This window comes from Propionivibrio dicarboxylicus (assembly GCF_900099695.1).
Taxonomy (GTDB): Bacteria; Pseudomonadota; Gammaproteobacteria; order Burkholderiales; family Rhodocyclaceae; genus Propionivibrio; species Propionivibrio dicarboxylicus.
In genome coordinates, this window is sequence record NZ_FNCY01000022.1 from 25,768 (window position 1) to 50,028 (window position 24,261).

At 58.2% G+C, this 24,261-nt stretch carries 24 protein-coding genes; 13 read left to right on the plus strand and 11 right to left on the minus strand.

Going from position 1 to position 24,261, the window contains the following annotated elements; genetic code table 11:
- The first annotated feature begins 135 nt into the window (after window positions 1-135).
- From BLR25_RS18475 to BLR25_RS18515, 9 genes are all read left to right on the plus strand, one after another.
- Window positions 136-1,506 carry an HlyD family secretion protein gene (locus BLR25_RS18475; protein ID WP_091939871.1) on the plus strand — a complete coding sequence of 457 codons (1,371 nt, stop codon included), beginning with the start codon at window positions 136-138 and terminating at the stop codon, window positions 1,504-1,506.
- Complete coding sequence (locus tag BLR25_RS18480; protein ID WP_091939873.1) at window positions 1,506-2,138, plus strand: GNAT family N-acetyltransferase; 633 nt, start codon at window positions 1,506-1,508, stop codon at window positions 2,136-2,138. The genes BLR25_RS18475 and BLR25_RS18480 overlap by 1 nt, the downstream gene beginning before the upstream one ends.
- Before the next feature lie 86 nt (window positions 2,139-2,224).
- Complete coding sequence (locus tag BLR25_RS21085) at window positions 2,225-2,686, plus strand: hypothetical protein (RefSeq protein ID WP_143009926.1); 462 nt, start codon at window positions 2,225-2,227, stop codon at window positions 2,684-2,686.
- Window positions 2,687-2,721: 35 nt separating this feature from the next.
- A complete protein-coding gene (locus BLR25_RS18490) occupies window positions 2,722-3,645 on the plus strand; it encodes a TraB/GumN family protein (RefSeq protein WP_176785978.1) in 924 nt (307 codons plus the stop codon).
- Between the two features lie 80 nt (window positions 3,646-3,725).
- The gene (locus BLR25_RS18495; protein WP_176785979.1) at window positions 3,726-4,667 is read left to right on the plus strand and encodes a TraB/GumN family protein; all 942 of its coding nucleotides are present in this window, start codon (window positions 3,726-3,728) and stop codon (window positions 4,665-4,667) included.
- A 13-nt stretch (window positions 4,668-4,680) separates the two neighbouring features.
- Window positions 4,681-5,451 carry a CPBP family intramembrane glutamic endopeptidase gene (locus tag BLR25_RS18500; protein WP_091939881.1) on the plus strand — a complete coding sequence of 257 codons (771 nt, stop codon included), beginning with the start codon at window positions 4,681-4,683 and terminating at the stop codon, window positions 5,449-5,451.
- 64 nt (window positions 5,452-5,515) lie between these two features.
- On the plus strand, window positions 5,516-5,821 hold the full coding sequence (locus BLR25_RS18505; RefSeq protein ID WP_091939882.1) for a hypothetical protein: 306 nt from the start codon (window positions 5,516-5,518) through the stop codon (window positions 5,819-5,821).
- A 50-nt stretch (window positions 5,822-5,871) separates the two neighbouring features.
- Window positions 5,872-6,225: a hypothetical protein gene (locus BLR25_RS18510; RefSeq protein ID WP_091939884.1), complete on the plus strand. Its 354-nt coding sequence runs from the start codon at window positions 5,872-5,874 to the stop codon at window positions 6,223-6,225.
- On the plus strand, window positions 6,222-8,336 hold the full coding sequence (locus BLR25_RS18515; protein ID WP_091939886.1) for a peptidase domain-containing ABC transporter: 2,115 nt from the start codon (window positions 6,222-6,224) through the stop codon (window positions 8,334-8,336). Before BLR25_RS18510 ends, BLR25_RS18515 begins: the two co-directional genes overlap by 4 nt.
- Before the next feature lie 170 nt (window positions 8,337-8,506).
- Here the strand turns inward: BLR25_RS18515 and BLR25_RS21435 are convergent, their stop codons facing one another.
- Window positions 8,507-8,887: a hypothetical protein gene (locus BLR25_RS21435; RefSeq protein WP_176785980.1), complete on the minus strand. Its 381-nt coding sequence runs from the start codon at window positions 8,885-8,887 to the stop codon at window positions 8,507-8,509.
- A 159-nt stretch (window positions 8,888-9,046) separates the two neighbouring features.
- On the opposite strand from BLR25_RS21435, the gene BLR25_RS21440 reads away from it, so the two are divergent.
- Window positions 9,047-9,847: a B12-binding domain-containing radical SAM protein gene (locus BLR25_RS21440; protein WP_176785981.1), complete on the plus strand. Its 801-nt coding sequence runs from the start codon at window positions 9,047-9,049 to the stop codon at window positions 9,845-9,847.
- A gap of 1,678 nt (window positions 9,848-11,525) precedes the next feature.
- Here the strand turns inward: BLR25_RS21440 and BLR25_RS18530 are convergent.
- The 10 genes from BLR25_RS18530 to BLR25_RS18575 form a co-directional block, all read right to left on the minus strand.
- A complete protein-coding gene (locus tag BLR25_RS18530; RefSeq protein WP_091939892.1) occupies window positions 11,526-12,131 on the minus strand; it encodes a trimeric intracellular cation channel family protein in 606 nt (201 codons plus the stop codon).
- A 105-nt stretch (window positions 12,132-12,236) separates the two neighbouring features.
- The gene (locus tag BLR25_RS18535) at window positions 12,237-13,103 is read right to left on the minus strand and encodes a triphosphoribosyl-dephospho-CoA synthase (protein ID WP_091939894.1); all 867 of its coding nucleotides are present in this window, start codon (window positions 13,101-13,103) and stop codon (window positions 12,237-12,239) included.
- Window positions 13,075-13,557, minus strand: a complete 483-nt coding sequence (gene citX / locus BLR25_RS18540; protein ID WP_091939896.1) for a citrate lyase holo-[acyl-carrier protein] synthase — start codon at window positions 13,555-13,557, stop codon at window positions 13,075-13,077. The genes BLR25_RS18535 and citX overlap by 29 nt, the downstream gene beginning before the upstream one ends.
- The gene (citF, locus tag BLR25_RS18545; RefSeq protein WP_091939898.1) at window positions 13,550-15,088 is read right to left on the minus strand and encodes a citrate lyase subunit alpha; all 1,539 of its coding nucleotides are present in this window, start codon (window positions 15,086-15,088) and stop codon (window positions 13,550-13,552) included. The genes citX and citF overlap by 8 nt, the downstream gene beginning before the upstream one ends.
- The gene (locus BLR25_RS18550; RefSeq protein ID WP_091939900.1) at window positions 15,075-15,995 is read right to left on the minus strand and encodes an HpcH/HpaI aldolase/citrate lyase family protein; all 921 of its coding nucleotides are present in this window, start codon (window positions 15,993-15,995) and stop codon (window positions 15,075-15,077) included. Before BLR25_RS18550 ends, citF begins: the two co-directional genes overlap by 14 nt.
- Before the next feature lie 3 nt (window positions 15,996-15,998).
- Window positions 15,999-16,478: a PPC domain-containing DNA-binding protein gene (locus BLR25_RS18555; protein ID WP_218122814.1), complete on the minus strand. Its 480-nt coding sequence runs from the start codon at window positions 16,476-16,478 to the stop codon at window positions 15,999-16,001.
- Window positions 16,475-16,738, minus strand: a complete 264-nt coding sequence (gene citD / locus BLR25_RS18560; RefSeq protein WP_091939904.1) for a citrate lyase acyl carrier protein — start codon at window positions 16,736-16,738, stop codon at window positions 16,475-16,477. Before citD ends, BLR25_RS18555 begins: the two co-directional genes overlap by 4 nt.
- On the minus strand, window positions 16,735-17,685 hold the full coding sequence (gene citC / locus BLR25_RS18565) for a [citrate (pro-3S)-lyase] ligase (protein ID WP_218122815.1): 951 nt from the start codon (window positions 17,683-17,685) through the stop codon (window positions 16,735-16,737). Before citC ends, citD begins: the two co-directional genes overlap by 4 nt.
- Before the next feature lie 164 nt (window positions 17,686-17,849).
- A complete protein-coding gene (locus tag BLR25_RS18570; RefSeq protein ID WP_281245606.1) occupies window positions 17,850-19,157 on the minus strand; it encodes a CitMHS family transporter in 1,308 nt (435 codons plus the stop codon).
- 251 nt (window positions 19,158-19,408) lie between these two features.
- Window positions 19,409-20,818, minus strand: coding sequence for a porin (locus tag BLR25_RS18575; protein ID WP_091939908.1), 1,410 nt, complete (start codon window positions 20,816-20,818; stop codon window positions 19,409-19,411).
- A 233-nt stretch (window positions 20,819-21,051) separates the two neighbouring features.
- Here BLR25_RS18575 and BLR25_RS18580 point away from each other — a divergent pair, with 233 nt between their 5' ends.
- From BLR25_RS18580 to BLR25_RS18590, 3 genes are read left to right on the plus strand one after another with little or no spacing between them, the layout of a single operon-like run.
- Window positions 21,052-21,723 (plus strand): response regulator transcription factor, encoded by a 672-nt coding sequence (locus tag BLR25_RS18580; protein WP_091939910.1) that lies wholly within the window; start codon window positions 21,052-21,054, stop codon window positions 21,721-21,723.
- Complete coding sequence (locus BLR25_RS18585; protein WP_091939912.1) at window positions 21,710-23,125, plus strand: sensor histidine kinase; 1,416 nt, start codon at window positions 21,710-21,712, stop codon at window positions 23,123-23,125. Before BLR25_RS18580 ends, BLR25_RS18585 begins: the two co-directional genes overlap by 14 nt.
- Window positions 23,122-24,150: an ABC transporter substrate-binding protein gene (locus BLR25_RS18590; RefSeq protein WP_091939914.1), complete on the plus strand. Its 1,029-nt coding sequence runs from the start codon at window positions 23,122-23,124 to the stop codon at window positions 24,148-24,150. The genes BLR25_RS18585 and BLR25_RS18590 overlap by 4 nt, the downstream gene beginning before the upstream one ends.
- Window positions 24,151-24,261: the final 111 nt, after the last annotated feature.

Below are 24,261 nucleotides of genomic sequence, written 5' to 3' on the forward strand. Positions count from 1 at the left end.
GCATTACCGAATATGCCGCGTAACCACAAGACTGTCAGAACTGACAGTTTCTATTTTTGACGAAAAACTTATCATGTCCGCGCACAACAAACTATACAACTCGTACAACACGAGCAACGCACGCACAGCAGTCTCATGCCGACCAACACATCGCTCCGCAACAGCCGGTTTTCTGCCGAGAAGGCCTCCGCACAGGACGACCCATGGCGCAGCGCCCCCGTGCTGGGCGCGCCGAAACCATCGCAAACGGTCATCCGCGGCACGATAGACGCACTCTTCCGTCATGAAGCGATCGCCACGCGCCAGCAAAGCTGGCTGGGCGAGACGCTCATCGCGCGACCGCTGGCCACGGACGCGCTCACCATCGCCGCTCTATCGATCGCCACACTCGTCGTACTCTTCCTCGTCTTCGGCGAATACACCCGCAAGGAACGGGTAGCCGGAGAAGTCCAGACGTCGCTTGGCGTCGCCAAAGTTGCCCCGCCGGTCAATGGCGTGGTCACCCGCCGCATGGTCAGCGACGGCCAATGCGTCAACGCCGGCGATCCGCTCTTCGTCATCTCGGCGGACCGCAGCACCGCCAAAGGCAACACGCAGGAAGCCATCCTCGCCCGAATCGCCGAACAAAAAAACGCGCTGGCGGCCGAATACCGGAAACAAAAGGACGTTTTCGCCGAAGAAGCCGCCGAACTGACGCGAAAGATCGGCCAGACGAAACAACAACTCGAAGAAATCCGACAAGCGCTGCAACTGCAGGAACGCCGGGCCGGCCTGGCAAGCGACATCGTCGAGCAATACCGACTGCTGGTGCAGAAAAAATACTTTTCGATCACCGCGCAATACGAGAAAGAACGCGAACTGCTCGACGCCCAGCGCCTGCTGAGCGATCTGCGCCGACAGGAAACCGGCCTTCAGCGCGACATCGGCACCTTGCAGAGCGACCTCCGCAACCATCCGCTGCGCTCGGAAAACAAGCTCTCCGCCATGGAACGGCAAATACAGGCGCTCGACCAATCCGGCGCCGATGCCGAAGGCAAACGCGAAATCGTCATCCCGGCGCCGCAAACCGGTTGCGTCACCGCCATCCTGGCGCAACCGGGATACACGGTCGTTCCCGACAAGCCGATGGCGGCCCTGTTGCCGCGGGGAGCGAAACTCGAAGCGCATCTTTACGCGCCCAGTCGTGCCATCGGTTTCATTCGCGAAGGCACCCCGGTGCTCTTGCGTTACGAGGCCTACCCCTACCAGAAATTCGGCCAGTACGGCGGCAAGGTACTCGAAGTCGCGCGGGCGGCGATCCCCTCCACCGAACTTCCTTTCCAGATGACGAGCGAAGAAGCGATGTACCGGATTCGCATCGACCTGGACGCGCCGGCGGTCGTCGCCTACGGAAAGAGCGAACCGCTGCAGGCCGGCATGCGCCTCGAAGCGGACATCCTGATTGACACCCGCAAGCTCTACGAGTGGGTGTTCGAACCGATCTACAGCCTCAGCGGGAAAGTCTGATGGACTATCGAATCCGCCTCGAACCGCTCGACCAACGCCACGCCGACGACCTCGCCGCAGCGGGCAGCGACGCCTCGATCTGGCTGTATCTGCCCGGCAAGCCCTTCCGCCAGCGACACGACGCGCAACACTGGATCGCCGCCGCGCACGAAGATCAACGCCGCGGCAAGCGCATCCCGTTCGCCATCGTCGACGCCGCCACCGGACAGGCGATCGGATCGACCAGCTTCAGTCATATGCGCAAGGAGCACCGCAGCACGATGATTGGGTGGTCGTGGCTGGCGCCGAGCCACCGGGGCACGAGCGTCAATGCCGAAAGCAAATACCTGCTGCTCGAACACGCCTTCGAAACCATGGGTGCGATGCGCGTCGACCTGCGGATCGACGAACGCAATATCCGCTCGCAACGTGCCGCTGAGCGCCTTGGCGCCGTCCGGGAAGGCGTTCTGCGCAGGCACATGATCGAGAACGGCATCGTCCGCAATACCGTGTATTACAGCTTCATCGATTCGGAATGGCCCGACACCAAGACCCACATCGAGGAAATCATCCAGCATAAACGCGACACCGCCGCGCGGGAGATGCCAAGCCATCGCCACGAAGCGGCCCCCGGCATTTTGGAGGTTGCCTGATCATCAGCCTTCAACCGACAGCCAGCCTGATCACCCTGGCCCGTCAATCCGCAGCATCCAACTCAATCTCAATGAAAGGAAAGAAGATGGACATCGAAAGAGAAGAGGAACTTGAAACCAAAACGACGACGATCGCCGGCATCCGCGTTCTCCTCGACGAGGAACTCCGGTGGATCGCCGGCGGCGGGGATGGCGATGGAGACGGTGATGGTGATGGTGATGGTGATGGGGATGGCGATGGCGATGGAGACGAAGGCGCTGATGCCACTTGCAGCGACTGCGGACCGGCAACATCCGCCGCTGTCAGCAGTATCGCATCGTATGGCGAAAACAACGCCCCCTCTGCGGAGGCGCTCTCCAACAGCACTGATCCATCGATCTCGTGTACATCAGTAAGCCCAACGCTCTCCAGCATCAATGACATTGGGAGTATTTGCGCAATGGTCTCAACCACAACCAACCCTGCAGTTGCGACTGTTTGCGCTGCAATCGCCACGGTTGCGGTCGCAAATAACGTTGCCTGCACTATCAACGGCCAGACGCCTTAATGTCAAATTAGACGGGACGACCGAGGCCCATGATCATGCGACTACTCAACCACAAATTTGTTCTTGGCTGTTTGATTTATGGGTTCTCGGTCAATGTATCGAGTCAAGAAAGCGATCAGATAAACACTCCGCTGTGCCTAAAAAATGATTCAGAAAATGTCACGATCACCTTGCTTGGCGTTAGCCACGCACTTCCCGTCGGAGACCGACAACTCTTTCTTGAAAACCAAGTCAATCGATCAACGCACCTCTTTCTCGAAAATCGTTTGCCTTTTCAGAAAGATGCAAATGGGCAGCCAACGCTCTCAAGGAAAGGCCTCCCGACCCTTAGATTGGACAGCTTCGTCGACACAAACGATATTCCAACATTGTCCAACATCCTAGGAGTCGCTTTATCACCCGATCGGCATTTCCCTCTCATTGACACCATCAACATATTTTCTGCGATCTTTTCAAAGGCGTTGCGCCAGACCGACGCCTCAAAGAACGAAAAACGAGGCTTGCCAAAGCATGTCGCCAACGCGAGCACCGTTGAGGCAGCCGCCTATCTATATGCAATTAGCAAGAACGTTCCTACCTACGACCTGGAGGAAATTCCAGACACGCTGGGCGCATCGGATCTTGACACGATAAAGTCCGAAGTGAGCACAGCGCTTCGCTGTTCATCAGATGCTGTTTGCATAGCCAACTTCAAAAAAAACAACGCCCTTCTCTGGCGGTCCATGAGCGAAAGCACGACCACATATGACGAGGTGTACCTCCTTGTGATGGATATTCCAACTTCGGAAAGAGCCACATTGGCCAGGAGAAACGAGCGTATGTTCAACAATATCCTACCGGTTCTATCGAATGGATCACGTGCCTTAGTTATTGTCGGCGCTGCGCACATTAGCGGCCCGACCGGATTGGCCTCCAAACTCGAAACTGCCAATTTCACCAAAGTGAAATGCAGCTTTTGAAAACAAGTCTTTCTCCGAACCACACATTGCGATCATCAAGACGTCATTCCAACACGGAACCTGGAACCAAGGACGACCACATGCGAAGAATCCGTTACATCATACTGCTTGCTGGCCTTCTTCCCTGCGTCACATCGCATGCCGAAGAACTATTGGCCACCGCCGCGGTTCCGCCGCAAGTCTGTTATCGGGATTTCATCCACGACCGCAAAGTTACACTTCAGGGCGTCATTCACACCACCTCCGTAGACCTTCACGAACCCGTCGTTGAAAAGCTCTTCAATCAGGTCTCGGTCGTCATGTTCGAGAATACGAGCCTATTCCCGGACGATGGCATTTTCAAGAAATTGGAAACCTTTCCGGATGAGTACAGGAAAGTCGTCCGACTCAACCGTGTCGTCGACGAAAAGCATATTCCGAGGCTCTCCAAGCTATTCAATATTGCCTTGACCCGGGACAGCCCGGTATTCATTTCAACAATTTCCAACTTCGTTGCTTCGATCATCGTCAAGAGACTGCAAAACGACGGACTTGTTGCGCAATCCATTACCAATCCATGGAAAAATTTGATTGGCGCATCCAACGTGGAAGCGGTGGCCTATGCGTACGCGCGACAACATCAAATTCCCGTCCGCGATCTGGAATCGGTCGGAGAGAGTTCCGGCTTGCCCGAGATTTATGAAATCAAGGACCAGGTCGACAGGACGATGGAATGCATCGACGACGCGAAGTGCCTGCAAGACTGGAATGCACGCCGACTTTCAATTGCAGACCATATTTCGTCCCCGATCAAATCATATGACGACACTTATCGGGTCGTAATGAATTCGCACGACACGCTGCGTATCACGTTGGCACCGAGGAATCAACGCATGTTCAAGAAGATGATGTCTTTTCTCCAGGACGGCGCGCACGCCTTGGTAATCGTCGGCGCGGCACACATCGGCGGCCCCAGCGGTCTTGGCGCAAAACTCGCCTACGAGAAATTCATAAGAACACCCTGCGACAAATTGCTTCTGTAACTCAGGACACGATATGGAACCCGCAACCGGATTTCAACAGACCGCCTGCAAAATGCCCACCCGACTGCGAGCCACGACAACCGGCACCGGCATCAACGCATTCACCCCGCGAATGCTCGATCCGCAACTATCGGCGTTTGTCGCCTTATACCTGCTGTGCCTAAGCAAGCGATTCTGGCTCGGCAACCTGCACGGCATCCATTTCTGGCTTGCCGATGTCATCGGTTTCGTCATCATTCCGATTGCGCTCGTTCGTGCATTTTCGCTACCGCTCAAATTACCGTTTGGCATAGTCTCCGGTAAGCAGCGCAAGAGCGAAAAACACACAACAGGCGAACTCGTTTTCTACTCAATACTCTCGACGACCGTCCTCTACGCCGCATTAAATCTGGGCGCCGTTTTCGGAAAAATCGCTGTCGCTGTTTTTCCAAATCTCTTGCCTCCCACCTACAGTTATTTGGCCAGCGCCCCAGGCAAGGAATTCCCCACCGCGGTCTTTGTGTTCTATTTCGCGATCACGCCAGCCGTGGTCGAGGAATATTTCTTCCGGGGTCTCGCACGGCAGCAGATCCAGCGCGTCTTTGGCTCGAATTTCAGCTACGTCCTCATTTCCTCGCTACTGTTTGCAAGCATCCATTGGGGCGGCGGACTTTTTCCCGTCGTCCAGACGGCCGTCTTTGGCATTGCTGCAGCGCTGATTTATCTGCATGTCAAGAGCCTGCTACCGCTGATGGTCGGACATTTCTTCGTCGACGTGTCGATCGCCCTGTCCGCTCTGCCGTGAAAATTGCCTCGACGCTATTTGACGCGCTTTTTTGACACCGGCATTCATTCGGAAAGGAGAAGCCATGAACCAATCGACGCCGGCGGAGAATGCCCCTGAAAACAGATATGAGACCTTGATAATGCAAGTGGAAGCACTTCGAAACAGGAAGCGCGCACTCCCCCCATTCATTTTTTTCACAACGTGCTTCCTGAGCGTCCTCTGGGGATGGATGATTTATCGTCAAACATCGAATGTTCTCTACTGTCTGTTGCTTAGCGGCTCTGTAACCATCGCCGCTTATGCGCAAGGCGAAGCCGCGCGCTATCGCAAGCAGTCGGAAGACATTCTGGCCAGGCTCGACGTCCGGTTCGATGATTCGGACGAATAGCGCAATCAATCACAACACAACATCACACAACTCGAATAGGGGAGAACGTCATGACAGTGGAAACCAATTTTCAAGCAACATCGCAACCCCGGCTGAACGACATAATCGCCGACACTGTGCGCCTCACGACAAGGGTTCAACGCGCCAGGAATTTTCGCGGCTGGTATCTGCTACTCGTCTTCACGATAACCGGCTCGGGCATGATCTATTTGATCAATTCGACGCCTGGATCTCATGAGAATGTTTTCGCCATGCAGTTCACACTAGCATCCGCGTTGATCGCGATTTTTGACTTTTATCTATCGCGCCTGGAAATCGGACTGGCACTGGCAACGCTTGAGCGTCGCTTGCTAGAGAATTTCTTCGAGCGTCGCGAGGATAGCGACACGCAGTCGCCGGCATGACAAAGCGCTTCGATCGCCTGCAGTTCGGCTTCTCCCGCCGGACGCCGCTGATCTACCAGGGAGAATCGTCCGAGTGCGGCCTGGCCTGCCTGGCGATGGTGTTGCATTTCCATGGCAACCGGACCGGCCTTACGTCGTTGCGCATGCGCTTCCCGCTCTCGCTCAAGGGATTGACGCTCCCCAATCTCATCGGCATCGCCAACGCGCTGGACTTGGCCGCCCGCCCCTTGCGGGTCGAGCTTGAGCATTTGGGCGAGTTGCAGATGCCATGCATCCTGCATTGGGATTTCAACCACTTTGTCGTGCTCACCGAGCTTGTTTCCGGCACAGCCACCATCCACGACCCGCAACACGGATCGCGCAGTTATTCGCTCGATGAACTCTCCCTCCATTTCACCGGCGTCGCGCTCGAACTGACGCCAAAGCCAGCCTTTCGTCGGCAGCGCGATCCGGAAACGGTTCGCCTGCGCGACATGCTCGGCAAGGTCGTCGGCCTCCGGCGCGCGATGCTTCAGGTCTTCGGCTTGGCGCTGTCGCTGGAGGTATTCGTCCTGCTCGCCCCGTTCTTCAACCAGTGGGTCGTCGACCAGGCCATCGTCGCCGGCGACCGCGATCTCCTGTATGTGCTGGCGATCGGCTTCGGCCTGCTCCTGCTGATACGGGTAGCCATCGACATGCTGCGCGCTTACGTCGTCATGGTGCTCAGCGCGTCGCTCAACGTGCAATGGCTGGCCAATGTATTCCAGCACCTGGTGAGTTTGCCGATCAGTTATTTCGAACGCCGACATCTCGGCGACGTGCTGTCGCGATTCAACTCGATCAACAGCATACAAAGCTCGGTGACGACAGGATTCATCGGCGCAATCCTCGACGGCATCATGTCGATCGGTCTGGTCTGCATGATGACGATCTATGCTCCCCGACTCACGGCGATCTGCCTGATCGCCATGACCTTGTATTTCATCCTGCGCCTGACATTCTACGGCGCCTTGCGCAGCGCCTCCGAATTCGAGATCGTCTTCGCCGCACGGCAGCAATCGCTCTTCATGGAGACGATTCGCGGCATTCACACTTTGCGCATTTTCGGCCATATCGAACAACGCACGGCGCGCTGGCTGAATGTCGTCGTCGACCAGAAGAACTGCAATCTGCGCACACAGCGTTTCAGCATGCTTTTCAACGCCGGCAATGTGCTGCTGTTCGGTGTCGAAAACGTCCTGGTTCTGCTGTTCGGCGCGCTGATGGTCATGGATCGCAGTTTCTCCGTCGGCATGCTCTTCGCCTTCATCACCTACAAGGGCTTGTTTTCCACCCGGGTCAGCAGTTTCATCGACAGGATGTTCGAGTTCAGGCTGCTGCGCCTGCAATCGGCGCGCCTGGCCGACATCGTCCTGCACCCGCCCGAGGAAGCGCAGCATCCGCGCGTTGCATCGCCGGAACGCCTCGAATCGGTCGTCGAGATACGCGATCTGCATTTCCGTTATGCCGAAAGCGATCCTTGGCTGATCGAAAAGCTCGATCTCGTCGTCGCCGACGGCGAGTCGATCGCGATCGTCGGCCCGTCGGGATGCGGCAAGACGACGCTACTGAAGCTGTTGATCGGATCGCTACACCCCGAGCGCGGCGAGATTCGCATCGGCGGCAAGACGCTCAAACAGATCGGGCTGGCGTCATATCGCCAGACGATCGGCGTCGTCATGCAGGACGACACGATGTTCTCCGGCACCATCGCCGAGAACATCGGATTTTTCGACCCGAACCACGATCAGGACTGGGCTGAAGCCTGCGCGCGCGCAGCGGCGATCCATGATGAAATCGTGAAACTGCCGATGGGTTACAGCACCCTGGTCGGCGACATGGGCAGCATACTTTCGGGCGGGCAGAGACAACGCCTGCTACTGGCCCGCGCGCTGTACAAGCGTCCGACGATTCTCTTCCTCGACGAGGCGACCAGCCATCTCGACAGCGACAACGAAGCCAAAATCTCGCGCCTGATCGCCGACATGGGCATGACGCGCATTGTTGTCGCCCACCGCCAGGAAACGATCGACCGTTGCGACCGCATTGTCCGGCTCGACGCCCCCACCCTCACAGAGGCCCAGCGCGCATGACGACCATTACAAGCACCGACGCGCCAGATATCACACCTCCGACGGAAAGCGCCAACACGATCCTGTTTTGCCATTTCGCGCCGGGCAATACCGATTACACGCCGATCGACATCGGATTCGTGATCGCATGCCTGCGCAATCGATTCGGGAACCGCTATTCATTCAGGATCCTACGGCTCGACCATGTTCGCCCGAAAGGCGCCGATCAAGCGGCACGCCGGGCAGACCGGCAAGCGACTGTCGCTCGGGACGCACAGCGCATCATTGAGGCATCGCCGCATGCCGTGTTCCTCTGTCTGGAGAGCGTTCTTTGGAGCAAGGTGTTCGCCCTCGGCCGGGCGCGACGCGTAGCCGCCGAACTCCGCCGCAAATGCCCGAACATGTTCATCGGTCTGCAGAGTCACAAGATTCAAGCGCCTGAAATCGATGCCGTACTGGGCAGCGGCGAAATCGATTGCGTCGTCACGGGCGATCCGGAAACGGTTTTCCTCGAACTGCCCGGCATACTCAATCGCCATCCAACCGCAGGCGTATGCCATGACCATCGCCATGAAAATACTGTACTCATCGAGAGCGCAACCACGCCTTCGCGATCATGCGTTGGTCATCGAGCGCTGGACGACCTTCCTTCTCCCTATCTCACGGGAATATTCGACGACTTCCTTCACGAAAGGCAAGCCTCCCTGCATGGCCGTTTTCGCGCGTTCTTGGTGTCTTCGCGCGGCTGCGGGTTCGGTTGCTACTACTGCTTCCGCAGCGTCAAGTTCGAGAAGGTCCGCTATTTTTCGGCACGCCGCTTTTATGACGAAATGGAATACCTGCTTAACCGTTTCGCCATCAGCCGGTTTTTCGTTCTCGACGACGCCTTCCTGTATTCAAAACGCAGGCTTGTGGAATTTCAGGAGGAATTCCATGCGAGGATCGAAATGAATCCAGGTCTATCGCGTGCGCGATTGTTCGTGATGGCCCGCCCCGAGACCGTGGACGAGGAAATCGTCGATATCCTGGCATCACTGAACGTGATCTGCATCCAGATCGGCTTGCAGACTGTCAATCCGGCCTTGCAGCATTACATGAAGCGCAGCGTCGACACCCTGCACTTTCAGCGGATACGGCATTGGATGGTCAAGCATGGCATGAAGCTGCAACTCGACGTCGTCGTCGGCCTCCCCGGAGACTCGATCGAATGGATGAAGGAGACCTTGCGATTCGCCCTTCTGCTCTCGCCTTTCTCGCTTCAGATCAAGCAGTTCTATCTCAATCCCAACACCTTGTTCCACCGGGATTGCGACCAGTACGAAATCGAGATCGACACCGCTCCGTCAGATTTCGACGCGCCTTACGTCGTCAAGGCGGCGGGGATCGACGCGCGATATTTCGACGAGACCAACGCATTCATCATGGAACAGATCGGTGCCTATCCCGAGGTACTTTGGAAATACCTCTCCCGGAAGAAGCGCTTTCTGAGCGAGCTGTTCTATCGAAGACCCGAGAGGGCCACCGCACTTTGAGCGCCACGCAAGACCGATTGGCCGCTGCGCTCAGTCTGAAAATCGACGCCTGGATATCCGCACAGGCTATCGTGCCGACATGCATGCATGTCACGATGCGCGGCGGCAATCGGAACCCACAACCATCATGGCTTGAAGCGTATTCCCCGGCGCACCTTCAGCATCTTATTGGCGAAACGATCGCCTCGGCCACCGCCGATGCCGTTTTCGACATCGTCATCGGACATTCGGAACGCACCATCATCCATAACGGAACGGTGAGGCTGCCGCCACAAATCGAACGCGGGCTCGGTGGACTCGTCCTGCGTCATGGCGGGAAATGCAGCCGGATCTGTCCGCTGACGATGCTTGCCGAAAACTGGAGTTTTCCGCAAGCCTTCGCAACGCTGATGAACGGCAACGACATCGGTATTCAGCCGACCGATCGCAACGTCATCCCGTACGATATCGGCAGCTTTTCGACCGTTCAGTTTCAGGTTTCGTCACAGTCTACGGCGTTCAAGGTCGTACATGTATTTCGCGGCAAGCCTGTCGTCCCGATCGAGCATGTCAATCAGCATGGCACCGAACGACTGGCGCTCGGCATGGCCGACTGGATGCGCCAGCACGTCGCCGATACCGGAAAGCTGACCTACTGCTATCACCCAAAGGCCAACCATTACGCCAGGAACAGCAATCGCATACGCGAATTCATGGGCAGCATCGCACTGTTCAAGGCCGCACGCCATTTCGACGACAACACGATGTTTGCGCTCGCCGAACGAAGTCTGCGCTACAACCTCGACGCATATTTACGCGAGGAGCAAGATTATGGCGTCATTGTCGAAGGGGAGAAGATCAAACTCGGCGCGGCAGCTTTGGCCGCAATGGCAATCCGACACTCCGAACGTCGTGCGGACTATGCGAACTGTCTGCGCCGATTGACCGCATTCACCGAGATGATGTGGCAAACCTCAGGTGCATTCCGCTGTTTTCTCCGCCCGGCCGATCGAGCCGATATCTGCCAGAACTTCTATCCCGGAGAGACCCTGCTGTTGTGGGCCGGGTGCTGGCTTGAATCGCGCGACACCGCATTGTGGCAAAAGATCGAAGCAAGCTTCCGCCACTACCGGCAATGGCATGCCGCGCAACCGAACCCGGCTTTCGTACCCTGGCATACGCAGGCGTACTACCTGCTGTGGCAGGCGACGGGAGATTCGCGATTCAAGGACGCCATCCTTGAGATGAATGACTGGCTTTTGCCCTTTCAGCAATGGGAGACCGTCGCGGATTACCCCGATACCCAAGGTCGGTTCTACGACCCCGACCTGCCCTACGGGCCTCCGCATGCTTCGTCCACCGGCGTCTACCTTGAAGGACTCATCGATGCCTTTCGCCTCGCGACCGCCATCGGCGACACGGACCGAGCGCATCGTTATGCCGAAACGATCAAACGCGGCGTACGCAACATCATGCAGCTTCAGTATTCGGAACGCGACGAATGCGCCGGGTTTCCCGCGCCGGAAAAAGCGCTCGGCGGGATCAGGACGACCGAATATAACAACCTGATTCGCATCGACAATGTGCAGCATGCGTTGATGGCCGTCATCAGGATTCTGAAGACTGATGATTTTCTCTGGGATCGATAGTACTCATCCCGCTTTAATGCCCTCTTCCCACGCAACATCGCGCTAACGAACTATCGCGACACAGGCAACACCCAATTCCAGCGGACAGCCGCCAGACGAAACGCCGTAATGCCAACAATCGCCAGCCAGACCGCCATGTCACCCGGCACCGCAAGGTAGAGCAGCGCGAAATAGACGTAGCACCCAATGAAAGCGCAGGTTGCGTACAGGTGCGAACGCTGGAACAGGGACGGCAGTTCGTTGCACAGGATGTCGCGCAGAACACCGCCGAAGGTGCCGGTAATCGTCCCCATGAACGCAGCAATGAAGAGCGATGAACCCAGCTCCAGCGCATAACCGGCCCCCGCCACGCTGAAAAAGCCAAGGCCGAGCGCATCGGCGATCAGCAGCGCACTCGGCGGAAAACGCCGGGTCGCGGGAAATAGCGCAAAGATCAGCGACAGGCCAAGAATCGCCATGGCATAGCCGTCGTGTTCGATCCAGAACAGCGGCGTGCGGTTCAGTAGCAGATCACGCAGCGTCCCGCCGCCGAAGGCCGCCACCAACGCGACGACGAACAGCCCGACCAGGTCCATGTCGCGTCGCCGCGCCTCGAACAGTCCCGCCAGCGCCGAGGCGAAGACGCCGATAATCTCGATGAATTTAAGCAGATCCATGGGACGGCACTATAACGGGCGGCGTAGCCATTCGGCAAACCGTGCGCCGCAATGGTGCAATGTCATACGAAACCGACCGCTCCGGTCGGTCGCAAACAATCGGACTCAGCCGACCATGGCGACCCGCTGAGCGCTTGTCTCAACGGAATCGGAGCGATCGAGTTCTCCGCATGCCAGCAGGACGCCGAAGCTCATGCCGATCATGTCGGCAACGCCACCCATCGTCATGTTCATGCGGATGTAATCGTGGTCGAGCGCTTCAAGGCAGGACAGGTAATCACCGCCATCGGCGATCAACCGTTCGAGCCGCTGACCGTCCTTCTTGAGCCGGTGCAATCCGAGCGGACCGACGCGATGCAGCGTCGTCGTATCCTCGACGCATTGCATCAGCCGCGCCATCATGGCGAAACTCGCCCGCTCGACATCGCCGTGCCGCCGCATCGCCGCGCGGAACGCCGGCAAGGCCACGTCGAACAAGGCCGGCATGCCGGCCGCCGTTTCGCCGATGATGCCTTGCGCCTGATACGCCTCGCGCACACGCTGGCCGTTGCTGGCGACGACAGGCGCCGTCCGGAAGAAGCGGATCGACAGTTGTGACAGTGTCTCGCGCAGCTGCGTTTCGTCGTCGGCGTCGGTGTGCCAGCGCGCGATCAGCAGCATGCCGGCAAGAAAAATGAAGCCCTTGTGCGTATTGGTGCCGAGTTCCGCGTAGAGCCGCTGCTCGGCCACGATGCCGAGATCCTTCTGGCATTCGAACGGTTCGCCGCGGATCAGCGAAGCGACCGTCGCCGCGACGAAATCGGCGACGATGTCGATCGACTCTTCCATCAGCGCCAGCGACAGATCGGGATGCGACCCGGTGTTGCGACAATCGACGAGACCGGGCTTCGGCGTCAGCATGAGTTCACGCCGCGCCCCTTCGACGAGGCCGGCCGCCAGACGTTCAAGCGCGGAAATTCGAGAGGAGTTCATGGGTTCTTGCAATCACTTCTTCCACAGGATGCCGTTTGGCCCGCATGCAATCGACCGCGGGTTCGGCGCAGAGGAGGCAGGTTCGCGGTGCCAGACCGAGTTCCTGTCGCCCGATCTGGATGCCGGAAGCATCATATACATCGAGGTCGACCAGTCGTGCCGCCGCTTCCGCCGACTCGATCGACACCATTCGGCGCTTGAGTTCAGGCGCCGCCGTACCAAAAACAATGGCATAGCTGCCAAGCGCGTCGTGCGCCAGAACCGCCGGCGACGACTGCGCGCAGGCCGCCAGCGTCTGGCGCAGCGCCCAGGCAAACATCGCCTCGGCGCCGTCCGGCCATTTATCTCGTCCGGCGATGTTCAGCGAGACGAAGACCAGCGCTTCCGGGCCGTCGCGCAGGACATCGAGCAGCGCCGCCTGGCGCTGCTCGCGGGCGTCGAGGAGACTATTCACGGACCTTGCGCACGACGTCGATGATCGAACCGTCGCGGTATTCGATCAGGCCGACCACCTTGTCCTCGAATTCGACAGGACGCGGCACGCCAGTCACTGCCTGGATCTCGTCGCGCAACTGTCGGATGTCCTTGACCGGCGCCTTGCGACGGATCAACTCTTCCTTCAGTTCCGGCAGGTTGTCATTGACCGCGATGCCGCGCTCGGTAACGATGACACCGACCGTTTCGCCCGGCGTCGTGATCGTCGTCACCTCGTCGCGGATCATCGGCAGACGACCGCGGATCGACGGACAAACGACGATCGAGACCTTCGCCCCGGCCGCGACGTCGCAGTGACCGCCGGTGTTGTGCAGGAGATAGCCCATCGACTCGGTATTGACGTTCACGTTGAAGTTAACGTCGATTTCGGTCGCGCTCAGAATCGCGCAGTCGAGACGATTGACGACGGCGCCGCAATTGAACGGATTGGCATACGTCCCGGCCGTCATTTCCATGTGGCGCTGGTTGCGCCCGATCGACTGCACCGCCTTGAGGTCGAAACATTGCACGTCGAAGAGCGCCTCGAACAGGCCCTCTTCCAGCATGTCGACGAAGTAGCCGGTGATGCCGCCGCAGCCGAAGCTACCCTTGACCTTGTCACGCCGCATCATGTTGCGCACGTGCTCGGCGACGGCCAGCGAGATGCCGCCCGTACCGGTCTGGAACGAGAAGCCGTCCTTGACGTAACCGGACGCCTCGATCACGGTCGCCGCGTGCTTGGCGATCTGCAGGCCGATCGGGTCGGTGGTGATGCGTGTCGTCGAGGACACGATCTTTTTCGGATCGCCGAGACTCGGCATCGTCGCGACGAAGTCGACAACCGACTGCGGGATGCTGACCGGCACGGCCGGGAACGGCACCAGATTGTCGGTAACGGCGACGACCTTGTGCGCATGCTGCGCATCGACGAGTGCATAACCCAGGCTGCCGCAGGCCGAGGGGCCGAAGAAGCCGTTGAAATTGCCATACTCGTCGCAGCAGGGCGCGGCGAGGAAGGCGACATCGACCGGCACTTCGCCGGTGATCAGCGAGCGCGCGCGACCGCCGTGCGAACGCACGATGATCGGGCAATCGAGTTCGCCCTTCGAGATCAGTTCACCGATCAGGCCGTTGACGCCGCATTCCAGACCGGTGATGACGCCCTTGCGGATGTAGGGCACGAGTTCCGAATGGACAACGTGCACCGAACTCGAGGCGATCTTGATGTCGCGGATGCCAAGTGCATCGATTTCGCGAACCAGTTCGTTGAGCAGGCGATCACCGTTACGCAGGCTGTGATGCGTCGAGATCGTCATGCCGCTCTTCAGTCCCGACGCGATGATCGCTTCGCGCAGACCACCGACCAGCTTGCTGCCGTTGTGCGCGATGCGGCGGATCTGCCGCGTCGAGCGCTCGGCATGCGGTTGAACCGACCACGGATCGCTGTAGGGAACCAGTTTCTTGCCGGCGAAGGTCTCGGGAATTTCCCGACCCAAACTATTCCGCGCCATAAATATCCTCCTCGTTGATGACCACATCGACCATGCCATGAGCACGCGCCGTGTTGAGCACACGCGCCGCACGCACCACGACCGGACGGTCGATCATCTTGCCCTTCAGTGAAATCACGCCGGTGCCCATTTCGCGGGCGCGCTTGATCGCGTCCATGACTTCCAGCGCGTAGTCGACTTCGGCCTGCTTCGGCGCGAAGACGTCGTGAATGATGTCGATCTGGCGCGGGTTGACCATGCACTTGCCGGTAAAGCCGAGCCGCTTGATGAGTTCCGTTTCCTTGCGCAGCGCCTCCATGTCATTGACATCGGCGAAGATCGAGTCGATGGCCTGGATGCCGGCGGCCTTGGCGCCCCAGAGCACGTTCATGCGAGCGTTGAAAAGCTCCTCTCCGCTCTTGGTGCGCTCGATTTCCATCGTCGCGGTATAGTCTTCGGCGCCGAAGGCGAGGCCGATAAGCCGCGGCGACGAACGCGCCGTCTGCACGGCATTGATGACGCCTTCGGCCGTCTCGATCGACGGCAGGATGCGGAAATGGCCGATCGGCAGGCCGAGTTCTTCTTCATACTCGGTCAGCAAGGTGTCGAGACGTTCAACGACTTCGGGTGAATCGGCCTTGGGCAGACGGATGCCATCCGGCAAAGCGGGGAGTACAGTCTTCAGGTCGTCGAGCGCCCACTTGGTATCGAGCCCGTTGATACGAACAAGAATCTCCTTGTTGCGATCCTTGTAACCTTCGAGAAAGCGGCGCACGAGAATGCGCGCAGCATCTTTTTCGCTGTACGGCACGGCGTCTTCGAGGTCGATCTGGATGGCATCGCAGTTGAAGAGCGGAATGTTCTGCAGCATCGACGGCATGTTGCCGGGCACGTAGAGCAGCGACCGGCGCAGTTTGAGTTCGGCCATGGATCAGGCTCCCGTGAAGAAAATGGTCGGCGTGCCGCCTTCCTTGGACAGGTGACGCTCGACGCCGTCCAGCACCAACTCGACCAGCACGATCTCGCACGTAGCGAACACTTCGGCTTCGAACATGTGTCCGCCGACGACGTCACCGGAAGCCTTCGACGCCATGATATGCAGATGGCAATCGATGCCCTCGCCTTCGGCCGGAACGATGTTGCCGGAAATGCCGAGCAATTCGAGCGGACCCTCGATGTCGTGGGTCACCAAACGCGCCGGCGTGATCGGCAGCTTGGCACCGCTCTTGATGTCCTTGAGCTTGACGTTCTTGACCGAGCCGATCGCCGACAGCACGACGGCCGCCTGGATCTTTTCGACCTTGATCATGTCTGCGATCCTCGCCACCAAGCTCTCGCCCGGCAGGATCTTGACCAGGAAGCGACGTCCCTGCGAGTATTCCTTGTACGACAGTCCCTTGTTTTCCATCATTCACCTCCTGCACGTTGGAGCGCCGCTTCCAGCCGCGCCTCGATTGCATAATCCAGCGCACCGCGGTCGCTGATGCCGATTTTTCCGGCCGTCACGCCACAGCGTGCCAGCACCTCTTCGAGCTTGGCGCGAATGAGATGCTCGAACTGCTTCTTGACCGTCGACTGGATGTCGATGACTAACTCATCGGCAGGTTCGACCGTCACCATCAGGTCGCTGGACTGCATCGTCCCGGCCTGCCCTTTCTTCACGATCTTCATAGATTGGCTCCTGTCTTCATTTGCAATTTCTTCCGTATCGGCGCGGCGGCGTCGCTCGTCAGATACGCGAGCGTCGTCGGCGGAACGAATTCCTCCAGGCGGGAGAGTTCGTTCATGCCGATCAATTCACGTACGCGGGATGCACTGATCACCCCGCTGGAAACCTGTATGCGCTCGACCTCGACGACCTCGACGCCGAGTCCCGGCAAAATGCGCTTCATCGCTTCGTTGTATCCGCCGGTCAGCGGACAACAGGGTTCGGTCCCGACGAAGCGACGGGTAATCCCGAAGGCCGGCGCGATGCGCGTTCCGAACACGGTCGCATCGAGTTCCATCTGGATGCGTGCAACCGGATCGTCCTGCTTGAGGAAATACGTCGGGAAGGTTGCGCCGCTGACGATGTAACTCGAAGAATCGAGAACAATGACATTGTCAATATCGCGCACACCGGCCTCGACCAGTTTGAAACGAACGTCGAACGGGAAAATCGAGCGATCCTCGCGCACGACAAACAAATAGAGAGTATCGACCAGGGACGCCGCCGTCTCGACGAGATAACGATGCCCGTTGGTGAAGGGATTGCAGTTCATCACCACGGCACCGGCCAACCCATCCTGCGCAGCGCGTCGGCACCCGGCCAACCACGCATTGAGGCCACCGCCGTATTCGAGCAGCGCGACCTTGCCCTGACTGGCGAGCAATCTGAAATTGAGCGCCTCGAAGCTCGTCGCGTATTCGGGTTTGGTGTAGATGAACAAGGATTCATGGCCGGCTGTCCGGGCACGATTGAGCAGACTCGTCACCAGTTCGCCCAGTGCCGCACCGCCCTGATAGGCTGGCTCGACGGCCAGCATCTTGAGAATATTGCCCGCCCGCGCGCCGGCGGCGACGAGTTGACCAGCCTCGTAAAGGCCGAACATCTCATCGAAGCCCGCTTCGAACGACAAGCCGCTCCGTTCTATCAGCGACCTGGCTTCGAGAACGCCTCTGCCGGACAACAATTCAGCGATCAATTGTGCATTCCCCAAAGAGGGGGATTCTAGACTGATGAAACTTTCAATCGGTTTTCAGGTGGCGGGTTTCCCCGCCGCCTGAGGACAAGACACGAGAATCAGATACGGATGTTGCCCATAAGCAGTGCCGTCGCCAGCCAGATCAGCGAAATGCAGATACCGGGGAGGATGGCAAACTTCTGCAGATCGCCGAATTCCACCTTACCCAGGCCAACCAGCAGGTAGGTCGAAGGAACCAACGGGCTGAGCAGGTGCATGCCCTGGCCGATCAGGGCTGCGCGGCCCATTTCATAGGCGGGGATGCCATATTCGGCAGCCGCCTTGGTCAGCACCGGCAGCACGCCGAAGTAGAAGGCATCGTTGGTCATGAAGAAGGTACCCGGCAGGCTGATCAGCGAGGTAATCAGCGGGAAGTGCGGGCCCATCTCGACCGGAATCCAGGAGATGATCATCTTCGACATCGACTCGATCATCTTGGTGCCGTCCATGATGCCCATGAACACACCGGCCGCGAAGATCAGCGAAACGACCGGCATCGCATTGGCACCGTTGGCAACGACGCGCGCCTGCTGCTCCTTGGTCGTGTAGTTGATCATCAGCGCCAGGGCCGTACCAATAATGAACAGGATCGCCAGCGGCATCAGTTCAACCATCAGCGCAACCAGCAGCACCGACGTCAGGCCGATGTTGATCCAGAATTTCTCCGGACGGCGCAGCTTCTCTGCCTCGGGATCTTCGGAAACAGCCGAATGGCTGCCATCGTGCGTGAAATCAATGACGCCGATACGGGCGCGTTCCTTCTTGCCCCAGTAATAGGCCAGGCCGAACACGAAGAGCGTGCCGAGCACCATCCCCGGAACCATCGGCACGAAAACATCCTTAGCTTCCACACTCAGCGAAGCAAGGACGCGCCCGGTCGGTCCGCCCCAGGGAATGATGTTCATAACGCTGTTTTCAAGCACGGCCAGCGAGGGCAAGATCAGCGGGTTGATGCCGATGCGACGGTGAACGCCGAACATGGCGGTACAGGTAACGAGATAGGTCGTCGAACCGTCGCCGTCGAGCGAGATCGCCGTCGCCAGCGCGGCCGTACCGATACAGACCTTGAGCGGATCACCGTGAACGGCCTTGAGAATCTTCTCGATGATCGGATCGAACATGCCGGCATCGATCATGGTGCCGAAGAAAAGAATGGCAAAGCAGATCATGATGCCGGTCGGCGCCACCTTGCGCACGCCATCCATCATCATCTTGCCGAACTTGGCGTCATGAAAACCGAGCGCCAGCGCCACCACGATCGGGATCAGGACAAGCGCGTTCATGGCCGACATGCGCTTCGACATGATCAGATACATGAACACGATAATCATTGCGAATCCGGCATATGCCAGAATAGTTTGACTCATTTTGACGAACCTCCAAAATTGAACACCTGCTGACACGCTGGCAATGCGTGCCACTCGTCATTCCGCTTGCCGCATCCACCCCCAGGACCCGACAAACCAGCACATCACGATCGGTGCGATACGACGGCCACCGATCCTACAAGCATAACGCCAAATCAAAATAACGACCCGGCGGAACAGACAAAAAATGAAAGAAGGCCGCGGAGGAGTGACACGGCCTTCTTTCCGGCCTGAAACTGTGCCGACAGTGATTAGAAGCGGTAACGTCCGCCCATCATCCAAACTTTTGGCGTGAAATTGGCCACTGCGTCGAAGCCCTGGCAAACGCCACCCGCACACGGCGCATTCGTGCCGCCATTCTTGTTGCTCGTCTGCGCGTAGTAGGTGTACAAGTCCGTTTGCTTGTCCAATGCATACTCGTAACCGATACCGTAATGGTCGGAATCCTTATTCGTGGTCAACTTGTCATTCAGATGACCATAAGTTGCACGAACGGTATGGACACCACCGAACGGCATTGCGACGCCAAGCCAATAGAAGGTCTTGTCTGCGGTTGTGTTCGATGCCAAACCGGCTTGAGTATCCTTGGACTGGATGTACTGCGCAAACAACTTAGCAACCTTGAAATCATAGCTTCCGCCAAGATTGTAGGCTTTACGATTGACCGGTTCGGTAGCAGGCGCGGAAACCGTAGCATTGGACCGGAAGAAACTCAGATAACCCGTACCCAACAAGAGGGGACCATTTCGGTACGTAAGCACACCACTGGTCCCACGCCCTTCATCCTTGGGACCCGCTTGATTACTCATGGCGATGGCGTTGGTAACAGCCCCACCGGTAGCGCCAACGTCACTATTGGAATTGTTTTCCATACCAGCCGAGTACGCTGCGCTGGCTTGGAAACCGGCGATGCTCGGCGTCGAGTAGAAGGCGCCATTGTCAAACCGACCTGCGGCCAGCCCCGCCCAAAGCTTGTAAGCGGTGGCACCACCAATGGAGAAGGGATCTGTGTCACGCGCCAGCGTGTAAATCGGCGCATAGTCACGACCGAAATGGATGTCACCGAATTTCTTGCTGCGCAAACCGAGGAACGTCTGACGGGAGAAAATAGCCACGCCGCTGCTGCTCGTCGACGAAGACGAAAGCGTTCCGTACCCCGGATTGCTGATGTTGCTGGAATGGTTGGTTGATTGACCGTTGTCAATCGAAACCCCTGCCTCCAAAGTAAAATAGGCCGTCAAGTCATCGCTAAAACTTCTTTCCCCCTTGAAGCCGAGACGACTTGCAGTTCCCATGCCGCTCTGAACACGTGTCTTGTAACCCAGACCATAGTTGGCATATTCGAGACCACCGTCGGCAACACCATAGATGGTGAAGCCCTTCGGCAACAGATTGCCCTCACCGGCAGCCGGAACCGCCGGCGCCGCGGCAACCTTTTCCTGAGCCACACGGGCCGTTTCCTTGGCCGAAGCGGCCTCTTTGGTAACAGCCTCGAGCTTCTTCTCGAGTTGCTCAAGGCGTGCCTTCTGCGCTGCCACTTCGCGCAACAGGTCGCTTGCTGCGTCGGCATAAACGCCGCCAGCCGCGGTTGCCATGCAACCAAACAAGATCATGCTTGCGACAGAGCGCTTCGCCCCGCGTGTATTTTGCTTGTGACTCATGAATCCTCCGATAAATATTCTTAGGCAGCACCACGTCACAATGACGAACCGTGCGGCGTCACTGTAAGGAGGCGAAGCCTTCAATTAGCCTTCATGAGGCTCACAATTTCACAAGATTTAACCCGGCCTGACAAAATCACTATCGTCTTATGCACACGAAACAAAAGTGGCATACTGGCGCTCCGTTCGAAGCCTTCAACTGCCACAATCACCGGTCGCGACCGTCAGACCCCATGAAACTCTTACTCGTCGAGGATAATCGGGACCTTTCCTCCTGGCTGACAAAGCTGCTGCAGCAGTCGGGGTATGTCGTCGAACAAGCCTTCACCGGTGAGGAGGCGGCGCAATTCCTGCTCACTCAGTCCTATGACGCTATCCTTCTCGACCTGATGCTTCCGGGCATCAACGGACAAAGTCTGCTCAGAAGCCTGCGCAATGCAAACAACAATGTGCCGGTATTGATCATCAGCGCGCAGGACAAGATGCAGGACATCATCGAGAACCTCAACCTCGGTGCCGACGATTACCTCGCCAAGCCATTCGACATCCAGGAACTCGAGGCCCGGCTGCGCTCGCTGCTGCGCCGTTCAAGCGGGAAAGCCAACCCCGTCGTCTGTTGCGGCGAACTCCAGTTCGACACGAACTCGCGACAATTCAGCTGCGCCGGCAAGACACTGGCGCTCACCCCGCGCGAACATGCCGTGCTGGAATTGCTGATCCGCGTTCCGGGAAAAACCGTTTCCAAGAAAGAGCTCGCCGACAGCCTGAGCACGCTCGACGAACTGGTCACGGCCAACGCGCTCGAGATCTACATCGTCCGCCTGCGCAAAAAGCTTGAGCAAAGCGGCGCCCAGATCATCACGCTACGCGGCCTCGGATACATGCTGACCTATGTCGCCGACTAATCGATACCGCTGGTTCCATAGCCTCAAGAGCCGCTTGATCCTGTGGATCCTGATGCCGACCGCCCTGCTCTTGCTGATCGACATCGCCGTCATCTACAGAAATTCCGAAAGCATTGCCACTTCGGTACAAAAAGTGCTCCTGCACGGCTCGGCTGAAATCATTTCGGACCAACTGTTCTACAACGAGGGCACCTACGACATCAGCATTCCGCCGGCCGCCTTCGAACTTTTCAAGAGCCGACATCGGGATCGTGTGTACTACGCGGTTCACAGTCAGACCGGAACGCTCATCGCTGGCGGTGACGAGCTTCCGCGCTATCCGAACCGAACCGAAATCGAGGAACCGATCTATTTCATGACCGACATCGATGGCGAGCCTGTGCGCGTCATCGTCTTCGCCCACACACTGACGAACGCTCCCTCGGAAGAATTCGCCATCACCCAGGTCGCACAGACACTGCGCGGGCACGATGAATTCCGCGACGACCTGATCCTGTCGACCGTGCGCGGGCATCTGCTGGTCCTGTCCATCACCGTCGCTGCGCTCTTTATCGCCTTGCGCTGGACGCTCCAGCCACTCATGCGTTTCAGCAACATGCTCTCGCAACGCAGCCCAGGATCGCTCGACATCCTCGATGAACAAAACGCGCCGACCGAGCTTCAACCGGTCATCCACGCACTCAACGGCTATGCCGACAAGCTTCGATATACGCTGTCGTCCTACGAAAAATTCGTCTCGAACACTGCACACCACTTGCGCACCTCGTTCGCCATCATGGCATCACAGATCGACTTCGCGCGACGCAATAGCGACGACCCGCGCAGCCAGGCCGAGACACTCGATTCGATCCGGAAAACGATGGGCGAAAGCAGCAAACTCATCAACCAACTGCTCGTTCTCGCTTCGGTCGAGCAAAACCGGCAAGACCGCTCGACCGAGGCGCCCGTGTGCCTCTCGGAAGTCATCGCCCAGGTCATCGAGCAGATGGCACCGCTCGCCCAGCAAAAGGGTATCGAACTGGGGGTCGATGATTTCGACGAAACACTCTTCATTTCCGCCAGACCCCACTTGCTCCAGGAAGTATTCTCGAACCTCATCGGCAATGCCGTCCAACACATGGGCAAACCGGGCGGCGTCACCGTATCGCTCCGGCGCGATCACGACCGCGCGCATATCGTCATTGCCGACGACGGCATCGGCATTCCTCTGGAGATGCAGCCGCGGATATTCGAACGTTTCTTCCGGATCGACCCAGGGCGCCCCAACGGTAGCGGACTGGGCCTCGCGATCGTCAAGGAAATTTGCGATATGCTCGACGGAACGGTCAGCGTATCGACACCGTCGAACGGCATCGGGCTGCAATTCGATCTACTCTTTCCTTTGTCATCGGAACAAGCATGATGGGCAAGACACTACGCGCAACTGTCATACGCCTGGCCGTTATTATTGCGGCCGCTGTCGGGACCATGCCGGCTGTGGCCGACGACAAGATCACGATCATCGTCAGCAGCATCGAGAAACAGATTTACCTGCCGGCAAAACTCGCCGAACAGCTTGGCTACCTCAAGCAAACCGGCCTCGATATCGAACTGCGTAGCGTCCCCGCGGGCGCCAACGCCGAGAAGGAAATGCTGCTCGGCCTCGCGCAAGGGGTCATCGGGTTCTACGACCACACCATCCACTTGCAAGCGCGGGGAAAGCTCGTCCAGTCGGTGATTCAATTCAGCCAGGCCCCGGGAGAAGTCGCGCTGGTTTCGAAAGCCGCGGCAAAGCGCATCCGGTCACCGGCAGACTTCAAGGGAAAAACGCTCGGTGTGACGGCGCTCGGGTCGTCGACCCATTTCCTCATGCATTTCCTCGCCAATAATGCTGGCGTCAAGACCGGTGAATTCGCCACCCTGCCGGTCGGTGCCGGTGAGAAATTCATCGCCGCGCTGCGTCAGGGAAAAATCGACGCCGGCATGACAACGGAACCAACGCTGTCGCGCCTCACCGCCTATGGTGATGCCAGCATCCTCGTCGATCTGCGCAGCGTCGCCAGTACCGAAGCGGTACTCGGCGGCACTTACCCCGGCGCCTGCCTCTATATGCCTAAGGCATGGGTCGACAAGAACCGTGACGCGGTGCAGAAGATCGTCACCGCCTTCGTTCAGACATTGCGCTACATCGACACCCACGACGCCCGCGAGATTGCCGAAAAAATGCCACCAGAGTATTACGGCGAGGAAAAAGTGCTCTATATCGAAGCCTTGAAAGCCGGCAAATCGATGTTCACCGCCGACGGCATGATGCCCGAAAATGGCCCGCCGACGGTACTCCGCATCCTGCGCGAGTTCGACAAGGCTGTTCAGGGAAAACCCATCAATCTCGCCAACACCTACACGACCGAGTTCGTCAAGGCGGCCCGCCAGGCATTCCCCGAATAGCGCTGCCGCTGCTGCCGTGACAGCCAGCGTCATCCGCACACCGGTGGAACGCCCCGCCGCATGCCACTAGCATCGACACCAAAACATTCACCCGATTTTCCATAAAAAAAC